General features: G+C 71.4%; 23 protein-coding genes. 7 read left to right on the top strand and 16 right to left on the bottom strand.

Annotation, left to right across the window (positions count from 1 at the left end; all coding sequences use genetic code 11):
- Positions 1-3: 3 nt before the first annotated feature.
- Both A3CE_RS0109675 and A3CE_RS0109680 read right to left on the bottom strand, forming a co-directional pair.
- Positions 4-702, bottom strand: coding sequence for a type 1 glutamine amidotransferase domain-containing protein (locus A3CE_RS0109675; protein ID WP_020639878.1), 699 nt, complete (start codon positions 700-702; stop codon positions 4-6).
- Positions 699-1100, bottom strand: a complete 402-nt coding sequence (locus tag A3CE_RS0109680) for a nuclear transport factor 2 family protein (protein WP_020639879.1) — start codon at positions 1098-1100, stop codon at positions 699-701. The genes A3CE_RS0109675 and A3CE_RS0109680 overlap by 4 nt, the downstream gene beginning before the upstream one ends.
- Before the next feature lie 155 nt (positions 1101-1255).
- Between A3CE_RS0109680 and A3CE_RS0109685 the strand changes: the two genes are divergently transcribed.
- The 3 genes from A3CE_RS0109685 to A3CE_RS0109695 are packed head-to-tail and all read left to right on the top strand — an operon-like array spanning position 1256 to position 4841.
- Complete coding sequence (locus A3CE_RS0109685; protein WP_020639880.1) at positions 1256-2290, top strand: zinc-dependent alcohol dehydrogenase family protein; 1035 nt, start codon at positions 1256-1258, stop codon at positions 2288-2290.
- Positions 2291-2305: 15 nt separating this feature from the next.
- Positions 2306-3886, top strand: a complete 1581-nt coding sequence (locus tag A3CE_RS0109690) for a Na+/H+ antiporter (protein ID WP_020639881.1) — start codon at positions 2306-2308, stop codon at positions 3884-3886.
- A 7-nt stretch (positions 3887-3893) separates the two neighbouring features.
- A complete protein-coding gene (locus A3CE_RS0109695) occupies positions 3894-4841 on the top strand; it encodes an amidohydrolase family protein (protein WP_020639882.1) in 948 nt (315 codons plus the stop codon).
- Positions 4842-4844: 3 nt separating this feature from the next.
- Here the strand turns inward: A3CE_RS0109695 and A3CE_RS0109700 are convergent, their stop codons facing one another.
- The 9 genes from A3CE_RS0109700 to A3CE_RS59250 form a co-directional block, all read right to left on the bottom strand.
- The gene (locus tag A3CE_RS0109700) at positions 4845-5540 is read right to left on the bottom strand and encodes a maleylpyruvate isomerase family mycothiol-dependent enzyme (protein WP_020639883.1); all 696 of its coding nucleotides are present in this window, start codon (positions 5538-5540) and stop codon (positions 4845-4847) included.
- A complete protein-coding gene (locus tag A3CE_RS0109705; RefSeq protein ID WP_020639884.1) occupies positions 5537-7180 on the bottom strand; it encodes a (2,3-dihydroxybenzoyl)adenylate synthase in 1644 nt (547 codons plus the stop codon). Before A3CE_RS0109705 ends, A3CE_RS0109700 begins: the two co-directional genes overlap by 4 nt.
- A complete protein-coding gene (locus A3CE_RS0109710) occupies positions 7161-9221 on the bottom strand; it encodes an acetate--CoA ligase family protein (protein WP_020639885.1) in 2061 nt (686 codons plus the stop codon). Before A3CE_RS0109710 ends, A3CE_RS0109705 begins: the two co-directional genes overlap by 20 nt.
- A 70-nt stretch (positions 9222-9291) precedes the next feature.
- The gene (locus A3CE_RS0109715) at positions 9292-10839 is read right to left on the bottom strand and encodes an FAD-dependent monooxygenase (RefSeq protein ID WP_020639886.1); all 1548 of its coding nucleotides are present in this window, start codon (positions 10837-10839) and stop codon (positions 9292-9294) included.
- A complete protein-coding gene (locus tag A3CE_RS0109720) occupies positions 10839-11651 on the bottom strand; it encodes a fumarylacetoacetate hydrolase family protein (protein WP_020639887.1) in 813 nt (270 codons plus the stop codon). Before A3CE_RS0109720 ends, A3CE_RS0109715 begins: the two co-directional genes overlap by 1 nt.
- Complete coding sequence (locus A3CE_RS0109725; RefSeq protein ID WP_020639888.1) at positions 11648-12742, bottom strand: cupin domain-containing protein; 1095 nt, start codon at positions 12740-12742, stop codon at positions 11648-11650. Before A3CE_RS0109725 ends, A3CE_RS0109720 begins: the two co-directional genes overlap by 4 nt.
- Before the next feature lie 108 nt (positions 12743-12850).
- The gene (locus A3CE_RS0109730; protein ID WP_020639889.1) at positions 12851-13669 is read right to left on the bottom strand and encodes a PaaX family transcriptional regulator; all 819 of its coding nucleotides are present in this window, start codon (positions 13667-13669) and stop codon (positions 12851-12853) included.
- Positions 13670-13729: 60 nt separating this feature from the next.
- On the bottom strand, positions 13730-14848 hold the full coding sequence (locus A3CE_RS0109735; RefSeq protein WP_020639890.1) for a zinc-binding dehydrogenase: 1119 nt from the start codon (positions 14846-14848) through the stop codon (positions 13730-13732).
- 135 nt (positions 14849-14983) lie between these two features.
- The gene (locus A3CE_RS59250) at positions 14984-16258 is read right to left on the bottom strand and encodes a helix-turn-helix transcriptional regulator (protein WP_020639891.1); all 1275 of its coding nucleotides are present in this window, start codon (positions 16256-16258) and stop codon (positions 14984-14986) included.
- Between the two features lie 132 nt (positions 16259-16390).
- Between A3CE_RS59250 and A3CE_RS0109745 the strand changes: the two genes are divergently transcribed.
- Both A3CE_RS0109745 and A3CE_RS0109750 read left to right on the top strand, forming a co-directional pair.
- Positions 16391-17293, top strand: coding sequence for an NADP-dependent oxidoreductase (locus A3CE_RS0109745; protein WP_020639892.1), 903 nt, complete (start codon positions 16391-16393; stop codon positions 17291-17293).
- Between the two features lie 56 nt (positions 17294-17349).
- Positions 17350-17721 carry an antibiotic biosynthesis monooxygenase family protein gene (locus A3CE_RS0109750; protein ID WP_020639893.1) on the top strand — a complete coding sequence of 124 codons (372 nt, stop codon included), beginning with the start codon at positions 17350-17352 and terminating at the stop codon, positions 17719-17721.
- Between the two features lie 398 nt (positions 17722-18119).
- On the opposite strand, the gene A3CE_RS0109755 is transcribed toward A3CE_RS0109750, so the two are convergent.
- The 4 genes from A3CE_RS0109755 to A3CE_RS0109770 all read right to left on the bottom strand — a co-directional run bounded on the left by A3CE_RS0109755 (position 18120) and on the right by A3CE_RS0109770 (position 21047).
- Positions 18120-18719: a hypothetical protein gene (locus tag A3CE_RS0109755; RefSeq protein ID WP_125591748.1), complete on the bottom strand. Its 600-nt coding sequence runs from the start codon at positions 18717-18719 to the stop codon at positions 18120-18122.
- A 344-nt stretch (positions 18720-19063) separates the two neighbouring features.
- A complete protein-coding gene (locus A3CE_RS56375) occupies positions 19064-19228 on the bottom strand; it encodes a hypothetical protein (RefSeq protein WP_020639895.1) in 165 nt (54 codons plus the stop codon).
- A gap of 128 nt (positions 19229-19356) precedes the next feature.
- Positions 19357-19950 (bottom strand): response regulator transcription factor, encoded by a 594-nt coding sequence (locus A3CE_RS0109765; RefSeq protein WP_020639896.1) that lies wholly within the window; start codon positions 19948-19950, stop codon positions 19357-19359.
- Complete coding sequence (locus A3CE_RS0109770) at positions 19944-21047, bottom strand: GAF domain-containing sensor histidine kinase (RefSeq protein ID WP_245589475.1); 1104 nt, start codon at positions 21045-21047, stop codon at positions 19944-19946. Before A3CE_RS0109770 ends, A3CE_RS0109765 begins: the two co-directional genes overlap by 7 nt.
- A 134-nt stretch (positions 21048-21181) precedes the next feature.
- Between A3CE_RS0109770 and A3CE_RS0109775 the strand changes: the two genes are divergently transcribed.
- Entirely contained in the window at positions 21182-22855 is a 1674-nt protein-coding gene (locus A3CE_RS0109775) for a CocE/NonD family hydrolase (protein WP_020639898.1), read from the top strand.
- Positions 22852-24489, top strand: a complete 1638-nt coding sequence (locus A3CE_RS0109780) for an AMP-binding protein (RefSeq protein ID WP_020639899.1) — start codon at positions 22852-22854, stop codon at positions 24487-24489. The genes A3CE_RS0109775 and A3CE_RS0109780 overlap by 4 nt, the downstream gene beginning before the upstream one ends.
- On the opposite strand, the gene A3CE_RS0109785 is transcribed toward A3CE_RS0109780, so the two are convergent.
- Complete coding sequence (locus A3CE_RS0109785; RefSeq protein ID WP_026468325.1) at positions 24479-25156, bottom strand: GntR family transcriptional regulator; 678 nt, start codon at positions 25154-25156, stop codon at positions 24479-24481. The genes A3CE_RS0109780 and A3CE_RS0109785 overlap by 11 nt on opposite strands.
- Between the last annotated feature and the right edge of the window lie 51 nt (positions 25157-25207).

Here is a 25207-nt window from a genome sequence, read left to right on the forward strand (position 1 = left end):
GGGTCAGCTCAGGGCTTTCACCAGTTCCCCGGCCAGCGGGACGGCCGAGGCCGGGTTCTGTCCGGTGTAGAGGGTGCGGTCGACCTCGACGTGCGGGCCGAAGGGTTCGCCCTCGCGGTAGTCCGCGCCCAGATCGCCGACCAGCCGATCCTGCAACAGCCATTTCGCCCGGTCGGCGAGACCGTTCAGCTTTTCCTCGGCGTTGCTCAGGCCGGTCAGGCGGTAGCCGGCGAACGGGGATTTCCCGGCACCGTCGACAGTGGCCAGCAAAGCCGCCGGACCGTGGCAGACCAGGGCCAGCGGCTTGCCCGAGGCCAGCCAGGCGGTAAGGAGTTTCCCGGACGCCGCGTCGTCGGGCAGGTCCTCCATCGGTCCCCACCCGCCGGGGACGAACACGGCGTCGTAGTCCTCGACGCGCACGTCCTCGATCCGCATCGGGCGTGCCAGTTCGGTGGCGTCGCGCAACAGGGTCTTCATCCGCTCCGCGCCCTCGGGGCCGCCGTTGAACTCGGGGGTGAGGCTCGCGGGGTCGGCCGTCGGCGGGACACCGCCCGGTGTCGCCGCCGCGATCTCGTAACCCGCCTGGGTGAACACTTCGTACGGGCCGAGGGCTTCTTCGGCCCAGAACCCGGTCGGCTGCCGGGTCCCGTCGGCCAGCGTCCAGTGGGTGGCCGCGGTGATCAGGTAGAGAATCTTCGTCATCGCGTCGCCCCGTTCAGCGCCTGCTGCAGGACGTGGCTGTCGGCGGCCTGCCGCAGCGCCGCGAGCTTGCCGTCCCGGATGGTCCACAGGTGGATGAACCGGGCGTCCGCCATTTGCCCGTCCTTGGTCACGCCGTGGTAGTGGCCGGACACGAACACGTGACCGTCGTCGGTGGCGTAGTACTGCTCGGCCTGGGCACCGAAGGACTCGAAGTGCGGGAGGAGCGAGCCGAAGAAGTCGTTCATCATGCTGTCGAAGCCGTGGTAGACACCGCCGAACGGAAAGCCCGGCGTGATGTCCCACTCGAGGTCCGGAGCCATGATCTGCGCCATCACGGCCGGATCGGCGTGCGATTCGTACAACCGGCGGGCGAGGGCGATATCGGGTGATTCGGGCATGCTTGTTCCTTTGTGGACTGACAGGGGGGTACGGTCGCCAGCGTCGCAGTGAATCGCGGGGAATGCTCGTGGGCTGAGGGGGAGGGTTTTCTCCCCTGCAGGAACGCCGTCGCGGATGGAATTCTCGCGCCGTACCGGCTGAAGCAGGGAGACACATGCGAGCGACACTGATCTACGGCGCCGGTGACGTCCGGATCGAGGACGTGCCCGATCCGAAGCTGATCGAACCCACCGACGCGGTGGTGCGGGTGCTGCGGGCGTGCATCTGCGGCAGCGACCTGTGGCCCTACGGCTCGCGTCCGGCCACCGAACAGGGTGACCGCATCGGCCACGAGTTCCTCGGCGTCGTCGAGGAGACCGGTTCCGAGGTCTCCGGACTGACGGCGGGCGATGTGGTCGTCGCGCCGTTCGTCTACGCCGACAACACCTGCGAATACTGCCGGGCCGGACTGCAGACTTCCTGCCCGCACGGCGGCGTCTGGGGTTCGCAGGGCGTGGACGGCGGTCAGGGCGAGGCCGTGCGGGTGCCCCTGGCGCAGGGCACGCTGGTCAAGCTGCCCGTCGGCGAGGATTCGGCACTGCTGCCCTCCCTGGTCACACTCGCGGACGTCTTCCCGACCGGGCACCACTGCGCGGTGACGGCCGGCGTGGGCCCGCGCACCACGGTGACGGTGATCGGCGACGGCGCGGTCGGGCTGTCCGCGGTGCTGGCCGCCAAGCGGCTCGGCGCGGAGCGGATCATCCTGATGGGCCGGCACGCCGGCCGCACCGCACTCGGCCGGGACTTCGGTGCCACGGATGTCGTCGCCGAACGCGGCGCGGAGGGCAGCGCACGAGTGCGCGAGCTGACCGGTGGCTTCGGGACGCACACGGTGCTGGAGTGCGTGGGCACGCCGGCCACCGTGGAGACGGCCTTCGAAGTGGTCCGGGACGGCGGTACGGTCAGCCGGGTCGGTGCCCCGCAGTACTCCGAGGTGCCGCTCGGCTTCCCGGTGTTCGGCCGCAACATCACCCTCACCGGCGGGATCGCCCCGGTGCGCGCCTACATCGAGGAACTGTTGCCCGACGTGCTCGACGGCGTCGTCCAGCCGGGCCGGGTGTTCGACCGCACCGTCGGCCTGGACGACGTCCCGGACGGCTACCGCGCCATGGCCGACCGGCAGGCGCTGAAAGTCCTCGTCCGTCCCTGACCCGGGAGTCACCCGATGCTCGGCCTCGAACTCGTCGTGCTGCTCGGCCTGGCGGTCCTGCTGGGCCGGGCCGCGAGTGCCCGGTTCGGGATCGCCCCGCCGATAGCGCTCCTCGCAGCAGGCGTCCTGCTCGGCTTCGTGCCCGCCCTTCGTGCCGTCCACCTGCCGCCGGAGCTGGTGCTGCTGCTGTTCCTGCCCGCGCTGCTGTACTGGGAGAGCCTCACCACGTCGTTGCGCGAGATCCGCGCCAACCTGCGCGGCATCGTCTTGCTGAGCACCGTCCTGGTCATCGCGACGGCCGCGACGGTCGCGGTCGTGGCGCACGCGCTGGGCCTGCCGTGGGGGCCGGCGTGGGTGCTCGGCGCGGCCGTCGCCCCGACCGATGCCACCGCGGTCGGCGTGATCGCCCGGTTGCTGCCCCGGAGCCAGGTCACCGTGCTGCGCGCGGAAAGCCTGGTCAACGACGGCACCGCACTGGTGATCTACGGGCTCGCGGTCGGCGTCACCGTCGGCGAGGAGCAGCTCGGTGCTGCGCACGTGGGCTGGCTGTTCCTGCTCTCCTACGTCGGCGGGGCCGCGGCCGGGGCGGTGACCGGCTGGGTCGCGGCGCAGGTGCGCCGCCGTCAGACCGACCCGTTGACCGGGCAGGTCACCATGCTGCTGATCCCGTTCACCGCGTTCCTGCTCGCCGAGGCGATCCACGCGTCGGGCGTGCTGGCCGTGGTGGTTGCCGGTCTCATCATGAGCCAGGCCGCCCCACGCGGCGTCGTGCGTGCTGATATGCGCCTGCAGGCGCAAGCCTTCTGGACGATGGCCACCTTCCTGCTCAACGCCACCCTGTTCGTCCTGGTCGGACTGGAGCTCCAGTCCGCGGTGCGGGGCCTGACCGGCACCGCCCTGCCGCGTGCGCTGGGGGCGGTCGCCGCGGTCACGGCCGTGGTGCTCGCCGCGCGGCTGGTGTTCCTGTTCACGGTGCCGTACCTCGTCCGCCTGCTCGACCGCCGCCCGCGGCAGCGGGCGCGCCGGGTCGACCATCGGCCCCGGCTGGTCAGCGCGTTCACCGGCTTCCGCGGCGCGGTGTCGCTGGCCGCCGCACTGGCCGTGCCGCACCAGCTCGCCTCCGGCGAGCCGTTCCCGGACCGGGACATGATCGTGTTCGTCACTGGTGGGGTCATCGTGCTCACCCTGCTCCAGGGTCTCGTGCTCCCCCGCATCGTGCGGTGGGCCCGGCTGCCCCGCGACACCGCCGTCGAGATCGAACACCAGCTCGCCGAGACCCGCGCGACCGAGGACGCCCTTGGCGCCCTGCCCGGGCTCGCCGCCGGCCTCGGCACCGACCCGGACGTCGTCGACCGCGTGGGCCGGGAGCTCGGCGAGCGCCTGGAGCTCCTGCGAGCCGACGGCTCCGCCGACCACCCGGCCGTGCGCCACGACGAGCACTACACCGCGCTCCACCGGGCGCTGATCGCCCACAAGCGGGAAACCGTCGTGCGCCTGCGCGACGAACGCCACATCGACGACACCGTGCTGCGGCAGGTGCAGGCCGCACTCGACCTCGAAGAAGTCCGTCTCTCCCCCACCGAACCCGCGGAATGACCGACACATGACCCTGATCGACGTCCACGCCCACTTCGTCACCGAGTCCTATGTCCGCCAGGCCACCGCGGCCGGCCACGCGCATCCCGACGGGATGGGCCGATGGCCGACCTGGTCGGCCGCGGAACACCTGGAGCTGATGGACCGCCATGGCATCGAGACCGCGCTGCTCTCGATGTCCTCCCCCGGCGTGCACTTCGGCGACGACGCCGCCGCGCGGCGGCTCGCCCGCGAGGTCAACGAGGAGGCCGCCGGGCTGGCCGCCCGCCACCCGGGCCGGTTCGGCTTCTTCGCCTCCCTCCCCCTGCCCGATGTGGACGGAGCGCTCGAGGAAATTGCCTACGCCGTCGAGGATCTCGGCGCGGACGGCGTCGTGCTGATGACCAATGCCCTCGGCCGGTACCTGGGCGACCGGATCCTGGATGCGGTCTTCACGGAACTGGGCCGCCGCCGGACCGTCGTCTTCCTGCACCCGACCTCGCCGGTGGGCTGGGAACACTCGGCACTGGGGCGGCCGCGGCCGATGATCGAGTACCTCTTCGACACCACCCGCACGGTGGTGGACCTGCTGATGGCCGGGGTGCTCGACCGTCACCCGGACATCCAGGTGATCGTCCCGCACTGCGGCGGCGCGCTGCCCGTCCTGGCCGACCGCGTCGACGAGTTCAGGAAGATGTTCCTGAACTCGCCGGATGGGGCCGATGTGATCGAGCAACTGCGGCGGCTCCACTACGACATCGCGGGCCCCGCCTTTCCCCGCCAGGTTCCCGCCCTGCTCGGATTGGCCGACCCGGGCCGGCTGCTGTTCGGCAGCGACTACTGCTGGACCCCGCCGCCGGTCGCCGCCACGCACATCGCCGCCGTCGACGCCGCCGCACCACCGGCCGACGACGTCAGCTGGCGGTCGCTGACGACGGCCAACGCACAGCGCCTGTTCCCCCGGCTCGCCCGCTGAGGGTCAAAGCCATCCCGGCAGCGGGGGCAGGTCCGGCCGCGGCACCCGGCCGGTCACCCAGCCGACGAGCTCGGCCGCGCGCCCGCGGGCCGTCGCGCCCGGATCACCGGCGCCGAGCCGCCAGGAAGTATGCCGGTCCACCGGAGCGACCGTGACCGGCGGGCAGCCGTCCTTTCCGGACAGATTTGCGCAGACGTCGTCCAGCAGCAGATCCACGACACGGTCCGGGATTTCGTCGAAAACCGTGTCGTCCCCGAGGTCGGCCGCGTGCAGCCACACCTCCCGGATCCGCATCCACGGCACCTCCGCGGCCGGGATCGTGCGGCCCAGCGCACTGCGGACCTGAGCTGTCCACCCCTCGGGTGCCAGCCGGTCAAGTTCGCTGTCGAGCCGTTCCGCGCTGTCCACAAGAAACGCTCGCAGCTCCGGCGGCGGCAGGACTGCAGACTCCTCGATCTCGGCCACCCGCTGGGAGCGGTCGGCGTACATCGGGGTTTCCACACCCGTCCGGGCCCACGTCGCGAGCCGCGCCAGTGCTTCCGCGTTGCGGGCCACGTGCCCGACGACGTGCGCCTTGCTCCACCCCGGCAGCCGGCTGTCCCTCCGGAAGTCACTGTCCGAAAGAGACTCGACGACAGCGAGGAAGTGTTTCGTGCCTTCGCGCACCCACGGCAGCGTCAGGGAGACTTCGTGCTTCATGCGGTCACCCGGGCAGCGATGTCGGCGCGCAGCGCCTTCTTGTCGATCTTGCCCACCTTCGTCGACACCAGCTCGTCGACCAGCACCAGGTGCTCGGGCAGCTTGAACCGGGCGACCCCACGCCCTTCCATGGCCGCCCGGATCTCCTCGAGCGTCACGGTGGCGCCGGGCCGCGGGACGACGTAAAGGCAGACGCGTTCGCCGAGCACCGGGTCGGGCATCGCGACCGCGGCGACCTGGCTGACCGCGGGAAGCTGGTAGACGAGATTTTCGACCTCTTCGGCCGAGACCTTCTCGCCACCCCGGTTGATCATGTCCTTGTCCCGGCCTTCGACGATCAGGTTCCCGTCCGGGGTCATCCGGCAGATGTCGCCGGAGCGGTACCAGCCGTCGGCGGTGAAGGCGCGAGCGTTCTGCTCGGCGGCCTTGTAGTAGCCGCGCGGCGTGTAGGGCCCGCGGGTGAGCAGCGAGCCGGGCGCACCGGGTGGGACGTCCTGGTCGAGCTCGTCGACCAGCCGGATCTCGTCGGCCGGGCTCAGCGGGCGGCCCTGGGTAGTGCAGACGATTTCGTCCGGGTCGTCGAGCCGCGTGTAGTTCAGCAGTCCTTCGGCCATCCCGAACACCTGCTGCAGCGTCGCGCCGAGGACGGGCTTGACGCGGCGGGCGAGCTCGTCGGCCAGCCGGGCGCCGCCGACCTGCAGCACCCGCAGGCTCGCGAGGTCCCCGGCGCCATTTTCGACGGCGTGCTCCAGCCAGCGGCCCGCGACGGCCGGGACGACCGCGGTGTGCGTGACGCCCTCCGCCGCGATCGTGGCGAAGACGCGCGCGGGCTCGGGCGAGGGCAGCATGACGACCGTGCCGCCGGCCAGCAGGGTGCCGAGGATTCCCGGGCAGGCCAGCGGGAAGTTGTGCCCGGCGGGCAGGCTCACCAAGTACCCGGTGTCGCCGTCCATCCCGGCGACTTCGGCGGACGCCATGGCGTTGTAGGCGTAGTCGTCGTGGGTGCGGGCGATCAACTTGGGCAGCCCGGTGGTTCCGCCCGAAAGCAGGAAGACCGCGACGTCCCGGCTGTCCGGTGCCGGGGGTACGACCGCCTCGCCGGGGCCGCAGAGCGCGCGCAGGTCGATGCTGTCCGGCCGGAGGTCGGTGCCAGCGACGAGGACGTGCCAGGGGCCTTCGACATCGGCGGCCAGCTCGTGGGCGAGCGCCTGGTGGTCGAAGTCGCGCAGCCGGTCGGGCACCGCGATGGCCGCGGCTTCGGCGTGCCGGGCCAGGTAGCTCAGCTCGTGGCGGCGGTGGGCGGGCAGCGCCATCACCGGCACGATCCCGGCCCGCAGGCAGGCGAGGGTGAGCACGACGAACTCCCAGCCGTTGCCGAGCTGCACGACGATCCGGTCCCCGGCGGCCAGGCCGAGGCCGAGCAGCCGAGCCGCGGCGGCGTCGGCCCGCCCGGCGAGTTCGGCGTGGGTGAGGCGGGTGCCGTCGGCCGCGTCGACCACGGCAGTGGCGCCGGGAACGCGATCGGCGACGTCGCGGAGGAGGTGACCGAGCGGGCTACCGCGCCAGTAGCCGTCGGCGGCGAACCGGGCGGCGTCCTCCTCGGGCCAGGGCACGGTGTGCTCACTGATCGGGGTGGGCATCGTCAGCCTCCTTACTCAGGATTACGGCGTCCAGCGCGACGAGACCGTCGTGGGTGAGCCGGAGCGGGTTGACCTCGATCTCGGCGAGGCCGGGGTTGGCCACGAGCAGGTCGCCGAGGCCGGCGGCGACCCCGGCGAGTTCGGCGGTGTCGAGTTCGGGCCCGCCGCGCCAGCCGGAGAGGAGGGCGCGCCCGGCGAGTTCTCCCGGCATCGCCGCGGCTTCGGCAAGGGACACCGGCGCGAGCCGGATGGCGACGTCGGCGAGGGCTTCGACGGTCGTCCCGCCCAGCCCGAGTAGCAGCACCGGCCCGAACACCGGGTCGCGGCGTGCCCCGAGGACGAGGTCGACGCCGGGCGGGGCCATCGCCTCGACCAGGAACCGCCGGGCGCCGGGCAGCCGGTCGAGGGCCTGGTCCAGCTCGGCGTGGCTCGCGACGCCGAGGTGGACGCCGCCGACCTCGGTCTTGTGCAGGATCGCCGCGTCGAGGATCTTCACGGCGACGGGCCCGCCCACCGCATCGAACGCGGCGTGGGCCTCGGCCCGGTTCGCGCACGCCCGGCCCGGCATCGTCGTGACGCCGAGCCTGCCGAGCACCTGCTTGGCCTGGTGTTCGTCGTACGACCCCGCAGCAACGACCGGGGCCTGGTCTCGGGTTTCCAAAGCTGGGGGCACGGCTTGGCGGCGAGCGTCGCCAAGCAAAGCACCGACGGCCGCGGCGACTCCGCGCGGGTCGGCGGCCACCGCGATCCCGGCGTCGAGCAACGCCAGGCGGGTCGCGGTGACGGCGGGTCCGGTGCCACCGACGCCGAACACGACCGGGATCCCGCTCGCTTCGCGCAGCGCACCCGGCAGGTCGACGGCGTCGGGCTCGTGCAGCGCGTACCCGGCGAGCACGTCGACGCCGGGATCGGCGGCGACCGTGGCCAGGACCCGGCCCAGCTCGGGACCGGGGCGACCGGTGTCGACGGGGTTCCGCTGGTAAGTCAACGGCGGCAGCAGCGTGGCGAGCGTGTCCTGAGTGGACTCCGCCAGCTCGGGCACCCGGGCCCGGCGGCCGCGCAGGTCGTCGAGCAGCAGCAGCCCGGGACCGGCCTGCGCGGTCACGACACCCACCCCGGGATCGGCGCCCGGCGGCAGCCGGGTGACCGACAGCGCGCCGACGGCGTCGACCAGCTCGCGCTCGTCGTCGACGAGCACCGCCCCGGCCTGGGCGAGGGCGGCGCGGGTGGTCCGCCAGGAGGTGGCCAGCGCGCCGGTGTGCGAGGCGGCGAAGGCGCCGACGTCGTGCTGCCCCACGACCAGGGCGACCACCGGCTTTCGGGCTGAGAGGCGGCACACGCTCGCGACCAGCCGCGGCCCGTCCGCGACGGACTCGACGTGCAGGGCGACCGCGGCCGTGTCCGCGTCGTCGGCCAGGTGGTCGAGGACGTCGGGGGCGGTGACGTCGACGGCGTTGCCGAGGCCGGCCGCGAGGCTGAGCCCGTGCCCGGCCTCGGCGAGCAGGAAGGCCAGCGCGTGGTTGACTCCGCCGCTGGCGGCGACGACCGCGACGCGGCCCGGCCGGACCTCGGCGACACCGGGCACGAAACTGGCCGTGACGCCCGCGTGCGGCGCAAGGAAGCCGCTCGTGTTCGGTCCGAGCAACCGGATCCCGGTCTCGGCGACGATCTTGGCGAGCTGCCGCTGATGATCGACGCCTTCCCCGCCGGCCTCGGCGAACCCGCCACCGCAGACGACGGCGGCACGCACCCTGGCGGCCGCCGCCTCGGCCAGCACGGCTGAACACGCCGAGGCAGGCACGCAGATCATGGCGAGGTCGACGGGCCCGGCCGCGGCGGCGGCCCGGACGGAGTCATACATCGTTTCGTCGCGGCTGTTGACCAGGGCGAGGTGCCCGCCGAATCCGGACAGCGACCGGGCGAGCACGGCACCGAGCTTGCCAGGGCTGCGGGAGGCCCCGACCACAGCGATGCCCTGGGGAGCGAACATCGCCTCGAGTCCGGCGGCACGGGCGGTGCGGCCGGGAACGGTGGTCGTCACGTGAGGCTCTCCATCGGATCGGCGCGGCCAGGCAGAACCGCGGTCACCGCCCGGGCTCGGGCGGCGGTTGTCACGCCGGACTCCCCACGAGATCGGCGCGGCCGGACAGGATCGCGGTCACTGCCCGGTCCTGGTCGGCGTCCGGCTCGATCAGTAGAGCCGGCAGGCCTTCCGCCATGCGGGCTTGTTCGCAGACCAACGTCCGCGTCAGCGGCGTTCCACCGTGCACCGCCGCGAGCACCACGCTCTCGTCGCGGGCCAGCTCGGCCAGCGTCGCGAACACGGCCGGGAGGCCGGATTCGTCGTCCGGCGCGGCGACCAAGGCACCCCGAGTACCGAAGCCGGTCGCCAGGGGCAGCGGCTCCCCCGTCCCCAGCACCGCTGAGCCGGAGATCCGGACTATCCGGCCACCGGTAGCCCAGCCGCGCCGCGAGAACGGTGTCTCCAGGGGCTCCGCGCCGTGCACATCGACCCAGCCGTGGTGGCCGGCGGCCACGAAACCCGGGTCCCGGCGGGCGAGCCGCGCATCGGTGATGCTGCGGGACAGGAAGTGGTACGCGAACTGCCACGGCTCGAACTCGTCGTGGTAGCGGCCGAAGTGCTCCCACCAGGCCAGGCTCGGCCGGGCGGAGTCCTGGATGCGACGGACCGACGGCTGCGCGGCCGCTTCGTAGGCGGCCAGCGCGGCACCGAGGTCGCCGCCACGAGCGAGTGCATTCGCCAGCGCGACCGCGTCCTCCATCGCCATCTTCGTGCCGGAGCCGACCGAGAAGTGCGCAGTGTGCACGGCGTCGCCGAGGAAGGCGACCGGCCGCGGCACCAGGGTGTGCCAGCGGCTTGTGCGTCGGGTGCGGAAGTTGCCCCAGCGGGAGTTGTTGGTCAGCAACCGTTTCCCGTCGATCTGCTCGGCGAACAGCTTCTCCAGGTAGTCCTTGCTGACCGGGTCGCTCGGGCCGGGCGGCTGGGTGACGTCGAACTCGTCCAGCCCGGCACGGCGCCAGGACGCCTCGTCGGTCTCGACGATGAACGTCGACGCCTCGTCGGAGATCGGGTAGCCGTGCACGGCGAACACCCCGTCCGGGCTGCGCTCGTGGACGAAGGTCAAGCCGTCGAACCGGTAGTCGGTGCCGAACCAGATGAACTTCGCCGTCGCCGTCTCCACCTCCACGCCCAGTGAGGCTTCGAGCTGCCCGCGGATCTTCGAGCCGGTGCCGTCCGCGGCGACCACGAGGTCGTAGCCGGCGAGGTCGTCGAGGGTGACCTCGGTCGAAAACCGCAACTGGGCGCCGACGCCGCGGGCGCGGGCCTGCATCAGCGCCAGCAGCGTCCGCCGGGCGATGGCGGCCATGCCGTTGCCGCCGCAGCGGAGCCGCTCGCCCTTGAGCCGGACCTCGATGTCGTCCCAGTGCCTGCCGTGCTCGGCGAGGGCCTCGCGCAGGACCGGGTCGGCGTCGTGGATCCCGGCGAGGGTGCGGTCGGAGAACACGACGCCGAACCCGAAGGTGTCGTCGGCGCGGTTGCGTTCGAAGACCGTGACCTCGATCGACGGGTCGGCCCGGCGGAGCAGGGTGGCGAAGAACAGCCCGCCGGGGCCGCCTCCCGCGACGGCGACGCGCATCAGTCCTCCCGGACCACGACGTTGCGGAGCTCGCCGACGCCCTCGACCCGCGTGACGACGGTCGAGCCCGCCGCCAGGTACCGCGGCGGTTTGCGGGCGTGGCCCACTCCCCCGGGCGTCCCGGTGGCGATCAGGTCGCCCGGCACCAGCGTGATGATCTGCGAGATGTAGGCGATCAGCTCGGCCGGGCTGAAGACGAGATCGCTGGTGTCGGCCTTCTGGACGACGTCGCCGTCGACCTCGCACGAGATCTCGCCCGGAACCGTGTCGGTCACCAGCCACGGCCCGACCGGGGTGCTGCGCTCGAACGTCTTGCCCTGCAGCCATTCCACCGTGCGGTTCTGGAAATCGCGGGCGGTGATGTCGTTGACGACGGTGTATCCGGCGATCGCGGCGGCCGCCTGCTCCGGGGTGGCGTGCCGGACCTGGGTGCCGATGACGACGCCGAGTTCGGCTTCCCAGTCCACCTTGGGCGAGCCCGCGGGCGCGACGATGGGGTCGGACGCGCCGACGAGCGCGCGGGCGAACTTGGCGAACAGCGTCGGGTACTCCGGGAGTTCCCGCCCCATCTCGAGGATGTGGGTGCGGTAGTTCAGCCCGACGCAGAACACCTTCTCGGGCTTGGGGACCAGGGTCGCGTACTCCAAAGAGGACAACGGGTGCCGCGGGCCGTCGGCCGTGGCCGCGCGGTCGCGCCAGCCCGGGTCGGCGAGGAAGGTGCCGACGTCGGGTGCGCCCAGTTCGACGGCGTCGTGCTGGTCGACGCGGACCGCGGCCGTGCCCGCGGCCGTGCGGATGGTGGCGAGCTTCATGCTTGAGCGTCCTCTCGGGAAGCGTCCTCTAAGGAAGTGCGGGTCAGGCCCAGTGCTTCGAACACGGGCTCGTCGGAGAAGCGGAAGGCGTCCAGGCCCGCGTCCGTGCGGATCGTCAGCGGCGCCCACGACGGGACCGCGAACACGTCACCGTCGGCGACGTCGTAGGTCTCGTCCCCGACGGAAACCGAGCCGGTGCCTTCGAAGACCTGCCAGACCGACGAGCCCGCCGTGCGGGTCGTTGCGGTATGCGCCCCCGGCCGCAGCCGGTGCATCTCGCAGCGGATGGTCGCCAGGCAGTCGCCCGCGGTGGCGGGGTTGGTGAAGCGCACGACGGCATGCCCGGGTTCGACGACGCCCGGCTGCCCCTCCTGCTCCAGTTCCAGCTGGGCGCGCAAGGCGGCGTCGGTGTGTTCCCAGCGGTACGCCTTGAGCGGGGACGCCGGTGTCGCGGGCGCGCCGACCGGCGTCAGGCCCGGGTGGCCCCAGAGGCGTTCGTTGCGGGAGGTCACCGGTGTCTCCCGGGTGCCCAGCTCATCCGGCCCGAACTCGAAGAACCCGCCGTCGAGCTGGCGCACCAGCGGGATGTCGAGACCGTCCAGCCACGCCATCGGGTGATCGGTGGTGTTGTGGTGCTCGTGGAAGTGCATGCCCGGGGTGAGCAGCAGGTCGCCGCGGCGCATCGCGACCGGGTCGCCCTCCACATTGGTCCAGACGCCCTCGCCATCGACGACGAACCGGAACGCCGTCTGCGTGTGCCGGTGCGCCGGGGCCTCTTCGCGCGGGCCCAGGTACTGGATCGCCGCCCACAACGTCGGGGTGGCGTACGGGGTTCCGGGCAGGCCGGGGTTGGCCAGCGCGATGGCGCGGCGCTCGCCGCCCCGGCCGACCGGGACGAGCTCGCCCGCGCGCTCGGCGAGCGGGAGCAGGGTCGACCAGCGCCACAGCGCCGGAACCGCGGCCGGCCGCGGGGACGACGGCATCAGGTCGCCGATCTGCGTCCACAGTGGAGTCATGTGCGCCGCGGCGAAGCCGGCGTACAGCTCTTCGAGCTGTTCCTTCTCCTCCGGGGTGATCTCGGTCGAGGTCATGCTGCTCGCTCCTCCTCGTCAACATTACAACAACTGTATGACGGTCGTCCGTATTTTGACACGTATTGTGCCGACATCGAAGCCCGGCTGAACGCCGTCCTTGCCGGGTCAGCTCACCGCGGACGCAGCCGCGGGCTCCAGCAGAGCGTCCACGCACGCCTCGGCCGGACCGCGCAGCAGGCTGTGCGCCTCGAGGAAAACCTCGTGGGCCGCGCGGCCGCGCCAGCCGGCCGGGAGCAGCTCGTACGGCAGATCCGGGTCGCGGAACGGGAACCGGCGGTAGTCGTGGATCAGCGTCATCCGCTCGACGAGCGACTCCGCTCCCCGCAGGTCTCCGTCGCGGTAGCGCGGCAGCCGCGGCCGGTACGCCTCCAAGAAATCGACGTACGCCCGGTCGAGTTCCGGCAGATCCCACGCCCGCGCGGCGATGTCGCGGTCGGCGTCGGCCCCCTCCGAACGGGACTGCAGCAGGTCGAGCTTCACCGACGGCTCGTCGTCGAACGCGGCCCGGACCTGGCCGCCGCGGGCGTGCGGGCTCACCCACACGGCAGGCGCCAGCGGCCCGAACCCCAGCCAGGCCAGCTTCTTGCGCAGCTGTTCACGCACCGCCCGGTCGGACTCCGGGACCTGGTAGATCACCGTGTGCCAGATCCCGTCCCAGGGTGCGGTGGCGCGGCCGAAGATGCGCTCCCGCCCTTCGTCGAGCATCTCCCACGCCATGTCGGTGAGCGAGTACACCGTCTCCCGCCCCTGCCGCTCCGCCGCGAGCCAGCCTTCCTTGCGCAGCCGGGCGACGGCGACGCGCGTGGTCGGCTCCGGGACGTCGAAGCACCCGAGCAGGGCGACCAGCGCGCGCAGGCGCACCGCACCGCCGCGGTAGCGCAGGTAGTCGCCGAACAGGTCGAACACCAACGACCGTGCCCGCATCCGTGCCTCCCGCCCAAACATGTATCACTGATCTGACGCTCGTGGGAATTTAGCATCACTTCAGACGGTCAGCACGATCTTCCCGACGTGCTTGGCCTCGGCCTGGGCTTCGTGAGCTGCGGCGATCTGGTCGAAGGGGAACGTCTTCGCGACCGGCATCGAGATCTTGCCCCGCACCGCGAGGTCGAGGACCTGCCGCTGGTCCCCGCGGCTGTAACCCCGCGATCCCAGAATGGACAGGTGCTTGGTGAAGACGAGACCGAGGGGAAGCGCGGTCGTGTCGGTCAGCACGTCGGCCGCGGGGGTCGCCGCGAGCACGATCCGGCCGCCGAGGTCGGTGGCGCGGATGGCGAACCGGACGAGCTCCTCCGAGCCGTAGGCGTCGAGCACGACATCGGCTCCGATGCGGCCACCGCAGAACGCGCGGATCCGCTCGACCGCGTCCGGATTGCGATGGTCGAGCACGATGTCGGCCCCCGCCGCCCGGATTTCGTCGTGCTTGTCCGCGGAGCGGGTCAGCCCGATCACGAGATTCGCCCCGGCGAGGCGCGCGAGCTGCATCGCGGCGACGCCCACGGAGCTCGCCGCGGCCGTCACCACGACGACGTCGCCGACGCCGGTCCGGGCCAGTTTCACCATGTGCTGCGCGGTGGCGTAGGCCCAGAGGATCGGGGCCAGCTCCGTGAAGGCCGGCCCGTCCGCGGGGACCACCAGGACGTCGCCGGACTGCGCGGTCACGTACTCGGCGTTGCACCCGAAACGGGTGTGACCGGGTAACTCGACTCCGATGCAGAGCCCTCCGTCACCGCGGTCGCAATACACGCACCGCCCGCACGCCGGAGCGGCCAGGAGCACCACCCGCTCGCCGACAGCCCGGTCCGACACACCTTCGCCGAGCGCCACGATCTCACCCGCACCCTCACGGCCCAGCTGGAACGGGAGCGAGGGAGCGGGCCGCCCGGGCACCTGGGGAGCGTGACCGGACCGCCACCGGATGTCCCAGCCGTTGACCGCCATCGCCCGCATCCGGATCAGAATCTCCCCCGGACCCGGCGACGGTGTGGGGACCTCCTCGTACCGAAGCACCTCCGGACCGCCGTACTCGTACAACCGTACGGCGTGCATCGTCGCGGGAATCGCTGCCGGCGCCTCGATCACGGTCGCCGGGGATGTCGTCATCTCTGCTCCTCGATAGCTTCGCCGGCGATCTCACCATTCGCGACGGCGCGCCGCCCACGTTAGGGCGCGATCAACGGCCCCCGCCAATATTCTGCGAGAAGTGGCTATCCGGCTGCCAGATCCGGATAACCGGCGTTACGTGCGAAGTGCGGTCGCGCCCCACTCGTGCGCCAAAGCGGCCGCCTCGCCGCGAGAGCCGACGCCGAGCTTGTCGAGGATGTTCGCCACGTGGAACTTCACGGTGGATTCGCTGATGTGCAATTCGCGGGCGATGTCCCGGTTGCGCCGGCCGAGCGCCAGCTGACCGAGTACCTCCAGCTCCCGCGCGCCCAGCACCGTCAGCGGGTCCTCGCGCGGGGTGTCCGGCGGTCCGAGCGGGACGCCGACCGTCACCGCCGTACCCCAGCCCGGCACCGAGTCCACCTCCAGCCGTCCGCCCAGAGGGCCCAGTCGTTCCCCGACCCGGCGCGCGTCGAGAGCACCTCGGGACAGCGCGCCGGGGCCGTCGTCCCGCACGGTGGCGCGCAGTTCGGCCGCATCGATCTTCCAGCCGACATGGATCCGCCGCACCTGCCGCTGGTCGTCCAGCATCGTGTGCACGACGGCCCGGACCACCGCGCGGGCCGTGGCGGCGACGTCGGCGGGCAGTACCCGGTCCACGCCTTCCTCCGCGCCGGGCGTACCCAGTTCGAGCTGCACGCCGCGGGGGCGCAGGACGCGGCTCAGCGACTTGGCCAGCCGGTCGAACGCCTCGCCGACCCGCTCCTCGGCCATCGCATGGTCCAGTTCAGCCCGGGAACGCAGCGCGTCCAGCGCGGTGACGGCGAGGTCGACGGCGCGGGTCCGGGCGTCCCCGTCGTCCAGCGAACGGTCCCGCAGGACGCCGAGCAGGGCGGTCAGCGCGGCCCCGTGCGCGTCGCCGAGGTCGGAGATGGCCAGTGCGCGGGCCGCCGCGGCCGCCCGTGACAAGGCCAGCCATTCGGGCACGGCCTCGTTCCGCAGGCCCTCCCGATGGGCGGTCACCATGTCCCACAGCGCCAGGGCGGCCACCTGGTGCTCCTCCGGCACCGGGGTGTCCTCGGTCAGTACGAGGACCAGCAGCGCACCCTGCTCGGCGGCGTCGCTGGCCAGGGCCAGCACCGGCACCTCGACGCCCGCCATAGTGGCCCGGCCCTGCCAGGTGCCTCGTGCGGGCATCAGCGGCCGGATCGCGGCGAGGTCGGCGGTCGTGACGGACGACCCCGGCGCGCCGGGCGACACGCCGTGGGTCTTGAACGGCGCGAAGGGACAGTTGGCGGCCAGCTGGGAAAGCGTCCGGTGGGGAATCGCCTCGGCGAACGAGGCGGACAGCAGCGCCTGGGTCTCGCTCAGCGGCGCCCGGATCACCTCGACAGCCGACATCAGGTCCATGGGGTCGAGCGTAGACGGCGCGGCGCACGGTCCGCCTGTTCTTCCGGCCAGGTCGAACTGGCCGAACGGATGGCCAGGGTGGAGCCGGTCGGTGTCCAAACTGGAGTCATCACCGGATCGAGGGAGTGCGAAATGAAGGCAATCGTTTACGGGGAGTACGGCGGCCCGGAGGTCCTACGGCTGGAGGACATCGAGGAGCCGCACGCCGGGCCCGGTCAGGTGCGGCTGAAGGTCGTGGCCGCCGGCGTCAACCCGGTGGACTACAAGATCCGCCGGGGCTGGATGCCGGACATGGCGCCCGCGTCCCTGCCGGCGATCCCCGGCGTGGAAGCGGCCGGCGTGGTCGACGAGGTCGGGCCGGGCGTCACCGGCGTCGAGGTGGGCGACGAGGTACTGGCCCCGACCGTGACCGGCTCCTACGCCGAGTACGCACTGGCCGACGACTTCGCCCGCAAGCCGGCCGGCCTCGGCTGGGAGACCGCCGCCGCGCTGCCGGTGGCCCTGGAGACCGCGGACCGCGTGCTCGACACCCTCATGGCGGCAGACGGGGAGACACTGCTGGTCCACGGCGCGGCCGGCCCGGTCGGCGCGTTCGGCGTCCAGCTCGCGGTGGCCCGCGGCGTCACCGTCCTCGGCACCGCGTCGCCGCGCAACCACGACTACCTGCGCTCGCTCGGCGCGTACCCGGTCACCTACGGCGACGGCCTCGCCGACCGGGTCCGGGCCCTCGCACCGCACGGCATCGACGCGGTCTTCGACGCCGCCGGGCAGGACGCCCTCGACGTGTCGATCGAGCTGCGCGGCAGCACCGACCGGATCGTGACGATCACCGACCTGCGCGCCTTCGACCTGGGCATCGTGTTCTCCGGCGAAAGCCGGCGGTTCGGAGCGCAGCTCGCCGAGTACGCCCAGCTCGTCGCGGACGACGCGCTCAGCGTCCGCATCGCCGCGACCTTCGCACTGGCCGACGCCGCCCTGGCCCACGAGCTGAGCGAAACCGTCCACGCGGGCGGGAAAGTGGTCCTCATCCCGTAGCAAACGGGGCCGGCCGCCGCCGCACCACAACGTCCCCGCATACCGATGGAGGAACCATGCTCACCCTCAAGAACCTCGACGACTCCACCCCGTTCGTCGGCCAGCACGACGTGCAGACCGGATCGGTCACCATCATCAACACGTTCGTCGCACCCGAAGGCAAGACCGACGAAGTCCTGGCCGCATGGGCGGCCGACGCTCAGTACATGAAGGACACGGGGAACCTCCTCGCGGTGCAGCTGTACCACGGCATCGGCGGCAGCCGGCTGTTCACGAACGTTGCGGTCTGGAAGTCCCCCGCAGCCCTGCGGGCCGCGTTCACCACGCCGGAATTCGCCAAGCACACCGAGCAGTACCCGGACGGCACCCTCGCCTACCCGCACCTGTACCGAAAGGTCGCCGTCGAGGGCATCTGCGAAGGCGAATGACGGTTACCATCCGGTTCTGAGCCTGGTCGGCTCACACTCCGCACATCGGGGCGGGGTCGGCCGCGCCGCATACGCAGGTCGTAGCCGACGGTCTTGGAGCGCCGGGCGCGGAGCCTGCGGCGGATCGGCTCGCACCGCGGCGCGGCCCAGCCGTGGGCAAGCAATGTGACCACTCAAGCCAACGTGGCTGCCGCCAGGCCGGGTGGCCGTCCTGCCAGCCCCATTTTGCCCCGGAGAGAACGGCCCTCCCACACGCCGGCGTCGGCGTGTGGTGCGCCCTATGTCGTACTGCCTTGCGGCTTAACCGGGGTACGAAGGTCGGTTGCGCGGGCCGGTGCCGGTCGATCACTCGTGTCCGTCTCCAGCGACTACTTCCGCACCAAGTGAAATAGCGGAGATCAGCCGCGACGTAAAAGTTTCACGAGCTTGATCACCGCATCGGCAACAAGGTAGGTGCCGAACAGCGATGCCAGGATGACGGCGCCCAGTTCCAACGCTCCCAGCACCCGATTCGGCGTCTGGATGGCCACCGGGAAGCGCGCCCACCAGTAGATCGTCAGCATCAGGACGGCGACGACCACCCGGGTCACCAGCAGCGGCGTCGAGGTGCCCATGGCGTCGTTCGAGTCGATGTCCGACCGCGCCGAGGCCTCGAATTTCTTCGCGCTCGCGGCGAAGTCGGTGTTCGCTGCCGTAGTCTTGATCTTCCAAGCCTCATACGCATCGACGACGTTGCTGTACAGATCGCTGGTCGCCTTCGTGCCGACGATCTCGATATGCGCCAATGCGTCGAGCATCTTGTCGCGGAGCTTCCGATGGTCCTCGACTGTCTCGCAACGCGGTATTTTCGCCAGGCACGAAAACCCACGCGCGTAGGCCTCCCGCATGAGGTCCTGACTTTTCGCTCGCTTGCCCTGATAGGCGGTGACCATCGGCGCGACCACGGTGCCGGTCAGCCCGATGGCCGCACCCAACAGCGCTGCGGCTGCTGCGTCCATCAGCACCTCCCGGCCGCGTCGATCTGGTGATCATTAGTCGCTCCTGAGCCCGCTGGCGTTTCACGGAGCCAGACTGCGGCGTCATCGGCCCCGCTCTCGTCGGCAGACACCTGCGCCACTAGGTCGTGTTTCGTAGAGCGTCGATGTTGTGGCGTGTCGGTGATCGATAGCTGAAGAGGTCTCCGGTAGCGGCAGTGAGGCGGCATGACCTGACGACGTGCAGTGGGCGGTGCCTGGATCATCCGGCGCGCGTTGTTCAACGCTTCGAGAAACCGGTCGGCTTATAGCCCCGTCGGAGCAGCGAAGTCGAGGTCACCAGAGAACCGGGTATCGGCGAAGTACCCCTAGCGGAACGCGTTGCCGCCCTTGAGGACGAGCCGGTCGCTCGTGAGCGGGTCATCGCCATGCAGGCCAGCCAGCAGCCACCCGTACAGGTAGTCGCGCTGCACGTCGGCCGCATGCACCCCCAGGAGCTCGCTGGTGGCGTCGATTTCATCCCGGTCGATCACCCGGGGATTTTCCTACCTCCGCTCCCTGCCCGCCAGTCGACTACAGCCCTGTGTCGGGCGAATAGTCCCCGGTCGGAGACGCGTTGCGATCGCTTCTGCGAATTGCGGGAGGCCGGACCGGGCTCCGGTCAGAGCAGGCCTTGGCCGCGGGCGTTGGCGATGAGCTGGGCCCGGTTGCGGGCGGCGAGTTTGTGCATCACCGTGCGCAGGTAGGTCTTGACGGTGTTGATCGACAGGTTCAGCTCGGTGCCGATCTCGGGGTTGGTGTGCCCGGCCGCGACGAGCCGAAGTACGTCGTACTCGCGAGCGGTGACCGGCGTGGTGACGGAGGCGGGCGTGCCGTCGTGGAAGGCACCGGTGCGGGCGACGCTGCGGATCGCGTCCCGGATGGCCGTGCTGCCCGCGTGTTTCACCAGGATGCCGCAGGCGCCGGCGGCCAGGGTCGGCGCCACGGCGGCGTGTTCAGGGAACGCGGTGAACAGCAGGATGCGGCTCTCCGGGCTGACCCGGTGCAGTTCGGGCACGACGTCGGCGGCGAGGCAGTCGGGCAGCCGCAGGTCGAGCAGCACGACGTCGGGTCGTTCCTCGGCGCAGACAGTGACCGCGGCGGCGCCGGTGCCCGCGCGGCCGACGACGACCATGTCGGGGTAGCGCTGCAGCTGGGCGGCCACGCCGTCGTGGACCACCGGGTGGTCGTCCACGATCACGATGCGGGTCAGCACGGCAGCCGTGCCCGCCAGATCGTGCCACCGTCCGGATCGGACACCACCCGCACCGAACCGCCCAGCCGGGCCAGCGCTTCGCCGGTGCTGGTGAGGCCGAGCCCCGGTGTGTGGCCCGGGCCGAGACCGACACCGTCGTCGTGCACCGCGATCGTCAGCCAGGGATCGCGTCGCTGCACCGAGACCGTGACGGCGCCGGCGTGGGCGTGTTTTTCGACGTTCAGCAGAGCTTCGCGGACCGCGGTGAGCAGGACGTCCGATCGGGACGGGGCGAGTTCGGGCGGGTCTTCGTCGAGGATGACGAGTTCCGCGGGCAGGCCGGTGCGGTCGGCGAAAGCCGCGCAGTCGGCGCGCAGGGCGACCCCGAGCGCGAGCGCGGCCGGCGACGAGCGCAGCGTGCGCAACGAATCGCGCAGCGCGGTGGTCGCTTCCGCGGCCTGCGTCTGCAGCCGCTCGAGCCGGGCACGCAGTTCGGGGTCCGTCTTCGTGACCTCGGCGAGGTCGGCCATGCCGGACCCGATGGCGAACAACAACGCTCCGACGCTGTCGTGCAGGTCCGCCGCCATCCGCCGGCGCTCCTCGTGGACCGCGATCTCCCGGCTCAGGCGAGCGCGTTCGGCCACCGAAACCGCCAGCGCGGCCTGGGCCGCGACCGCCGAGGCGTGGTCGATGTCGCGGTCGCCGAACGTCCCGTCCTCCCGCGGGCCGAGGGCGAGGACACCCAGGGCTTCCCCGTCGCGCAGCAGCGGGACGGCCAGCACGCGCCGCACCTTTTCTCCTGCCATGTGCCGGTCGAAGTCGTGGGTGATTTCCTGGCTGCCGAAGTAGTCGTCCACCCACTCCGCGCGCCCGGCCTGGAACACCTTGCCGGTCAGGCCCGTGTTGGGCGGCACCTGGAGGGCGCGGAGCACGCCGGTCCAGTCGCCGGTGACCTGTTCGAGCGTCAGCACGCCGTCCGCGTCCGGACAGGCCGTCCACGCGACCTCCGAACCGTCGGCGAGCAGCGCCAAGGCGCGACGCAGCGCCTCGCCACGATCCAGCGCCGCGAGCAGGTCCGCGTACTGCTCCCCGAGCTCGAGGAGGGGGTGCGCCCGCATGTCCACATCAAACACTTCCCCCACCGGCCCTGTCACGGGTCGCTACACCCGTTCGGGTGTGCCGGGGTGGCGCCGGGTCTGTCAGGGTCCGGTCGCTCTCATCGGTGCGAGGAACGAGGCCACCAGTGCTTGACGTGACGATCGAACACGACGTGCCGGCCACCATGCGCGACGGCGTCGTGCTGCGGGCCGACGTGTACCGGCCCTCGGCCGAGGGGCCGTGGCCGGTGCTGCTGGCCCGGCTGCCCTATGGCAAGAACCAGTCGTTGCTCGCCGCCGTGATGGACCCGGTCGGCAAGGCGCGGCGTGGCTTCATCGTCGTCGTCCAGGACACCAGGGGCCGCTTCGCCTCCGACGGCGAGTGGGAGCCGTGGACGCACGAGACGGACGACGGCTACGACACCGTCCGCTGGGCCGCCGCGCTCCCCGGGTCGAACGGATCGGTCGGGATGTACGGGCCCAGCTACCTCGGCAACACCCAGTGGATGGCCGCGCTCGCCAAGCCGCCGGAGCTGAAGGCGATCTCGCCGATGGTCACCTGGGCCGAGCCCGACGACGGGCTCTTCGCCCGCGGCGGGGCGCAGGAACTCGGGATCACCGTGCCCTGGTCGCTCATGCAGGGCATCGACACGCTGCTGCGCCGGCACGCCGACGACCCGATGGCCCAGGGACAGGCACTCATGGCCCTGGTCGGCGACACCGACGCGGTCGCGAACAGCACGTATTGGGAGCTGCCCGCCGGCCGCCACCCCGTCTTCGAACGGCACGGCATCCCGGAACTCGGCTTCGAACGCTCCCGCCGGGAACCCGAGTGGAGCGCGAACTGCCGCGTCGCCGGGCGACAGGCGGAAGTGGACCTGCCGAGCCTGCATTCCGGCGGCTGGTACGACATCTTCTGCCAGGGCACCCTCGACAACTACACGGCAATGCACGCGGCCGGCCGGACGGCGAACCTGATCATGGGCCCCTGGTCCCACACCGGGACCCTGGGGTACCTGGGCGACGTCAACTTCGGGCTGGCCGCGAGCACCGAACTCCTCGGCTTCCGCGGCCGGTTCGCCGACGTCGAACTCCGCTGGCTCCGCCAGTGGCTCGCACCGGACGACGCGGAGTCACCGCAGCCGGAGCTGCCGCCGGTCCTGCTGTTCGTCATGGGGATCAACCAGTGGCGCGAGGAGCAGGAGTGGCCACTCGCCCGCGCCGTCGACACCGGCCTGTTCCTGCGCGCGGGCAACCACCTCGCCTTCGAAGCCCCGGACGCCGGGGAAGGGACCGACGCGTTCGTCTACGACCCCGCCGACCCGGTACCGACCACCGGCGGCGCACTGCTGATGTCGAACGAATTCCCGGCCGGTCCCTTCGACCAGGCCGAGGTCGAAGCCCGACCGGACGTCCTGGCCTACACGAGCGACCCGCTCGCCGAGGACCTCGAAGTCACCGGCCGCGTCCGGGCCCACCTCACCGCCGCGACCGACGCCCCGACGACCGACTGGGTCGTCCGCCTCTGCGACGTCGACACCCAGGGCGTGTCGCGGAACATCGCCGACGGGATCGTGCGCGCGGTGGCGACGCCGGGTGAGTTCACCGAGCAGGTCGTCGACCTGTGGTCCACCAGCTACGTGTTCCGCGCCGGGCACCGCATCCGCGTGCAGGTCACTTCCAGCAACTTCCCCCGATGGGACCGCAACCTCAACACCGGGGACGGCCTGCGATCGCAAGCCGCCCACCAGGAAATCGCCCACGACGCGGCGCGGCTCTCCCGCATCGTGCTCCCCGTGATCCCGGCTTCCGCGGAAGGTCAGGCGTGAACGGCAGTTACGCCTCCGGCACTTCCGACGTGCCCTTGCTCGGCGACACCATCGGGGACAACTTCGACCGCACGGTCGCCGCGGACCCGGATCGCGAGGCCCTGGTCGAGGTGCCGACGGGACGGCGGTGGACCTACGCGCAGCTGGGCGACGAGGTCGACGCCCTCGCTCTGGGGCTGCTGGAGGCCGGAGTCGCCAAGGGAGACCGGGTCGGCATCTGGGCGCCGAACACGGCCGAGTGGACGCTTCTGCAGTACGCGACCGCGAAGATCGGCGCCATCCTGGTCACCATCAACCCGAGCTACCGGACGCACGAACTCGAGTACGTGCTGAAGCAGGCCGGGATCTCGGTGCTGGTGTCGGCACGCGAGTTCAAGACCTCCGACTACGCCGGGATGATCGAAGAGGTCCGCGGGAACTGTGCAGAGCTGCGTTCGGTGGTGCTGATCGGGACGCCGGAGTGGGACGGGCTGCTGGCGGCCGGTCGACGCGGGGACGCGGCCCGGCTGGCGAAGGCGCAGGCCGCGCTGTCCCCGGACGATCCGATCAACATCCAGTACACCTCCGGGACGACCGGCTTCCCCAAGGGCGCGACGCTGTCGCACCACAACATCCTCAACAACGGCTACTTCGTCGGCGAACTCTGCGGCTACACGGCCGACGACCGGGTGTGCATCCCGGTGCCGTTCTACCACTGCTTCGGCATGGTGATGGGCAACCTGGCCTGCACCTCCCACGGCGCCACGATGGTCATCCCGGCGCAGGGCTTCGACTCGAAGTCCACTCTGGACGCGGTGGAGCGGGAGCGGTGCACGTCGCTCTACGGAGTGCCGACGATGTTCATCGCCGAACTCAACCACCCGGACTTCGCGGACTACGACCTGACGAGCCTGCGCACCGGGATCATGGCCGGGTCACCGTGCCCGGTCGAGGTGATGAAGCAGGTCGTGTCCCGGATGGGCATGGAGCAGGTCACCATCTGCTACGGCATGACCGAAACCAGCCCCGTCTCGACCCAGACCCGCGTAGACGACTCGCTCGAACTGCGCGTCTCGACCGTCGGGCGAGTGCACCCGCACCTGGAGGTCAAGCTGGTCGACCCGGCCACCGGCCTGACCGTGCCCCGCGGCGAAGCGGGCGAACTGTGCACCCGCGGCTACTCGGTGATGCTCGGCTACTGGAACGACCCGGAGAAGACCGCCGAGGTGATCGACGCCGCACGCTGGATGCACACCGGCGACCTCGGAGTCATGGACGCAGACGGGTACGTCAACATCACCGGCCGGATCAAGGACATGGTCATCCGCGGCGGCGAGAACATCTACCCCCGCGAGATCGAGGAATTCCTCTACACCCACCCCGACATCGTCGACGCCCAGGTCATCGGCGTCCCCGACGTCAAATACGGCGAAGAGCTCTGCGCCTGGGTCAAGCTCCGCGATCGCGCCGGCGAGGTGACGGCCGAGAGCCTGCGCGCGTTCGCCACCGGGAAACTCGCGCACTACAAGATCCCGCGGTACGTCCTGGTCGTCGACGAGTTCCCGATGACCGTCACCGGCAAGGTCCGCAAGATCGAAATGCGGGAGAAATCCATCCGGCTCCTCGACCTCCGCGAAGCCGCGATCACGGCTTAGCCGGCTGCCTACGGCGTCCGATGAGAACGTCGAAAGCTTCGCCGCGGTGGGCCGCGAAGAGATCGAGGGCGGTGTCCCGATCGCGGGCGCGCAGGGCGTCGGAGAGTTGCCGGTGTTCGGCCGGGACGCAGGTGAGGTAGCCCTCGGACTCGACGCCGATGCGGGTCAGCAGGAACAAATACACCTGGGACCGGATCGCCTGCCACGCCTCGTTCAGCCGCCGGTGCCCCGATGCGGCGTAGACGGCGTCGTGGAAGTCGATGTCGCAGCCCACCATCTCATGCTCGTCCCGCGCCCGCTCCATCCGCTCCACAACCTGATCGATCGCCGTCAACTCGGCGTCCGTAGCGGTGGCGATCACCAGCCGGACCGCGAGCTGTTCCAGCGCCGCACGCAGGCTGTCGAGCTCGGCGACGTCCTCATCGGACAACGTCGTCACCGTCGCACCACGATGCCATTCACTGCGAACCAGACCCTCACGTTCCAACCGGAGCAGAGCCTCCCGGACCGGACCACGGCTCACACCCAACGCCGCCGACAGCTCGACTTCGCGCAACTGCGCACCAGGCGGGTAAGCACCACCGAAGATGGCGTCCCGGACCCGATCGGCAACCTCGTCGGCCAACCCCCGACGACGCGCGGGTACCACCCCACCCGGTCCACTCATCGCCGTCCTCCCTCTCGCAACGTTCCCCTTCAGCATGACCGTCGCCCACGG

The organism is Amycolatopsis balhimycina FH 1894, from assembly GCF_000384295.1.
Taxonomy (GTDB): domain Bacteria; phylum Actinomycetota; class Actinomycetes; order Mycobacteriales; family Pseudonocardiaceae; genus Amycolatopsis; species Amycolatopsis balhimycina.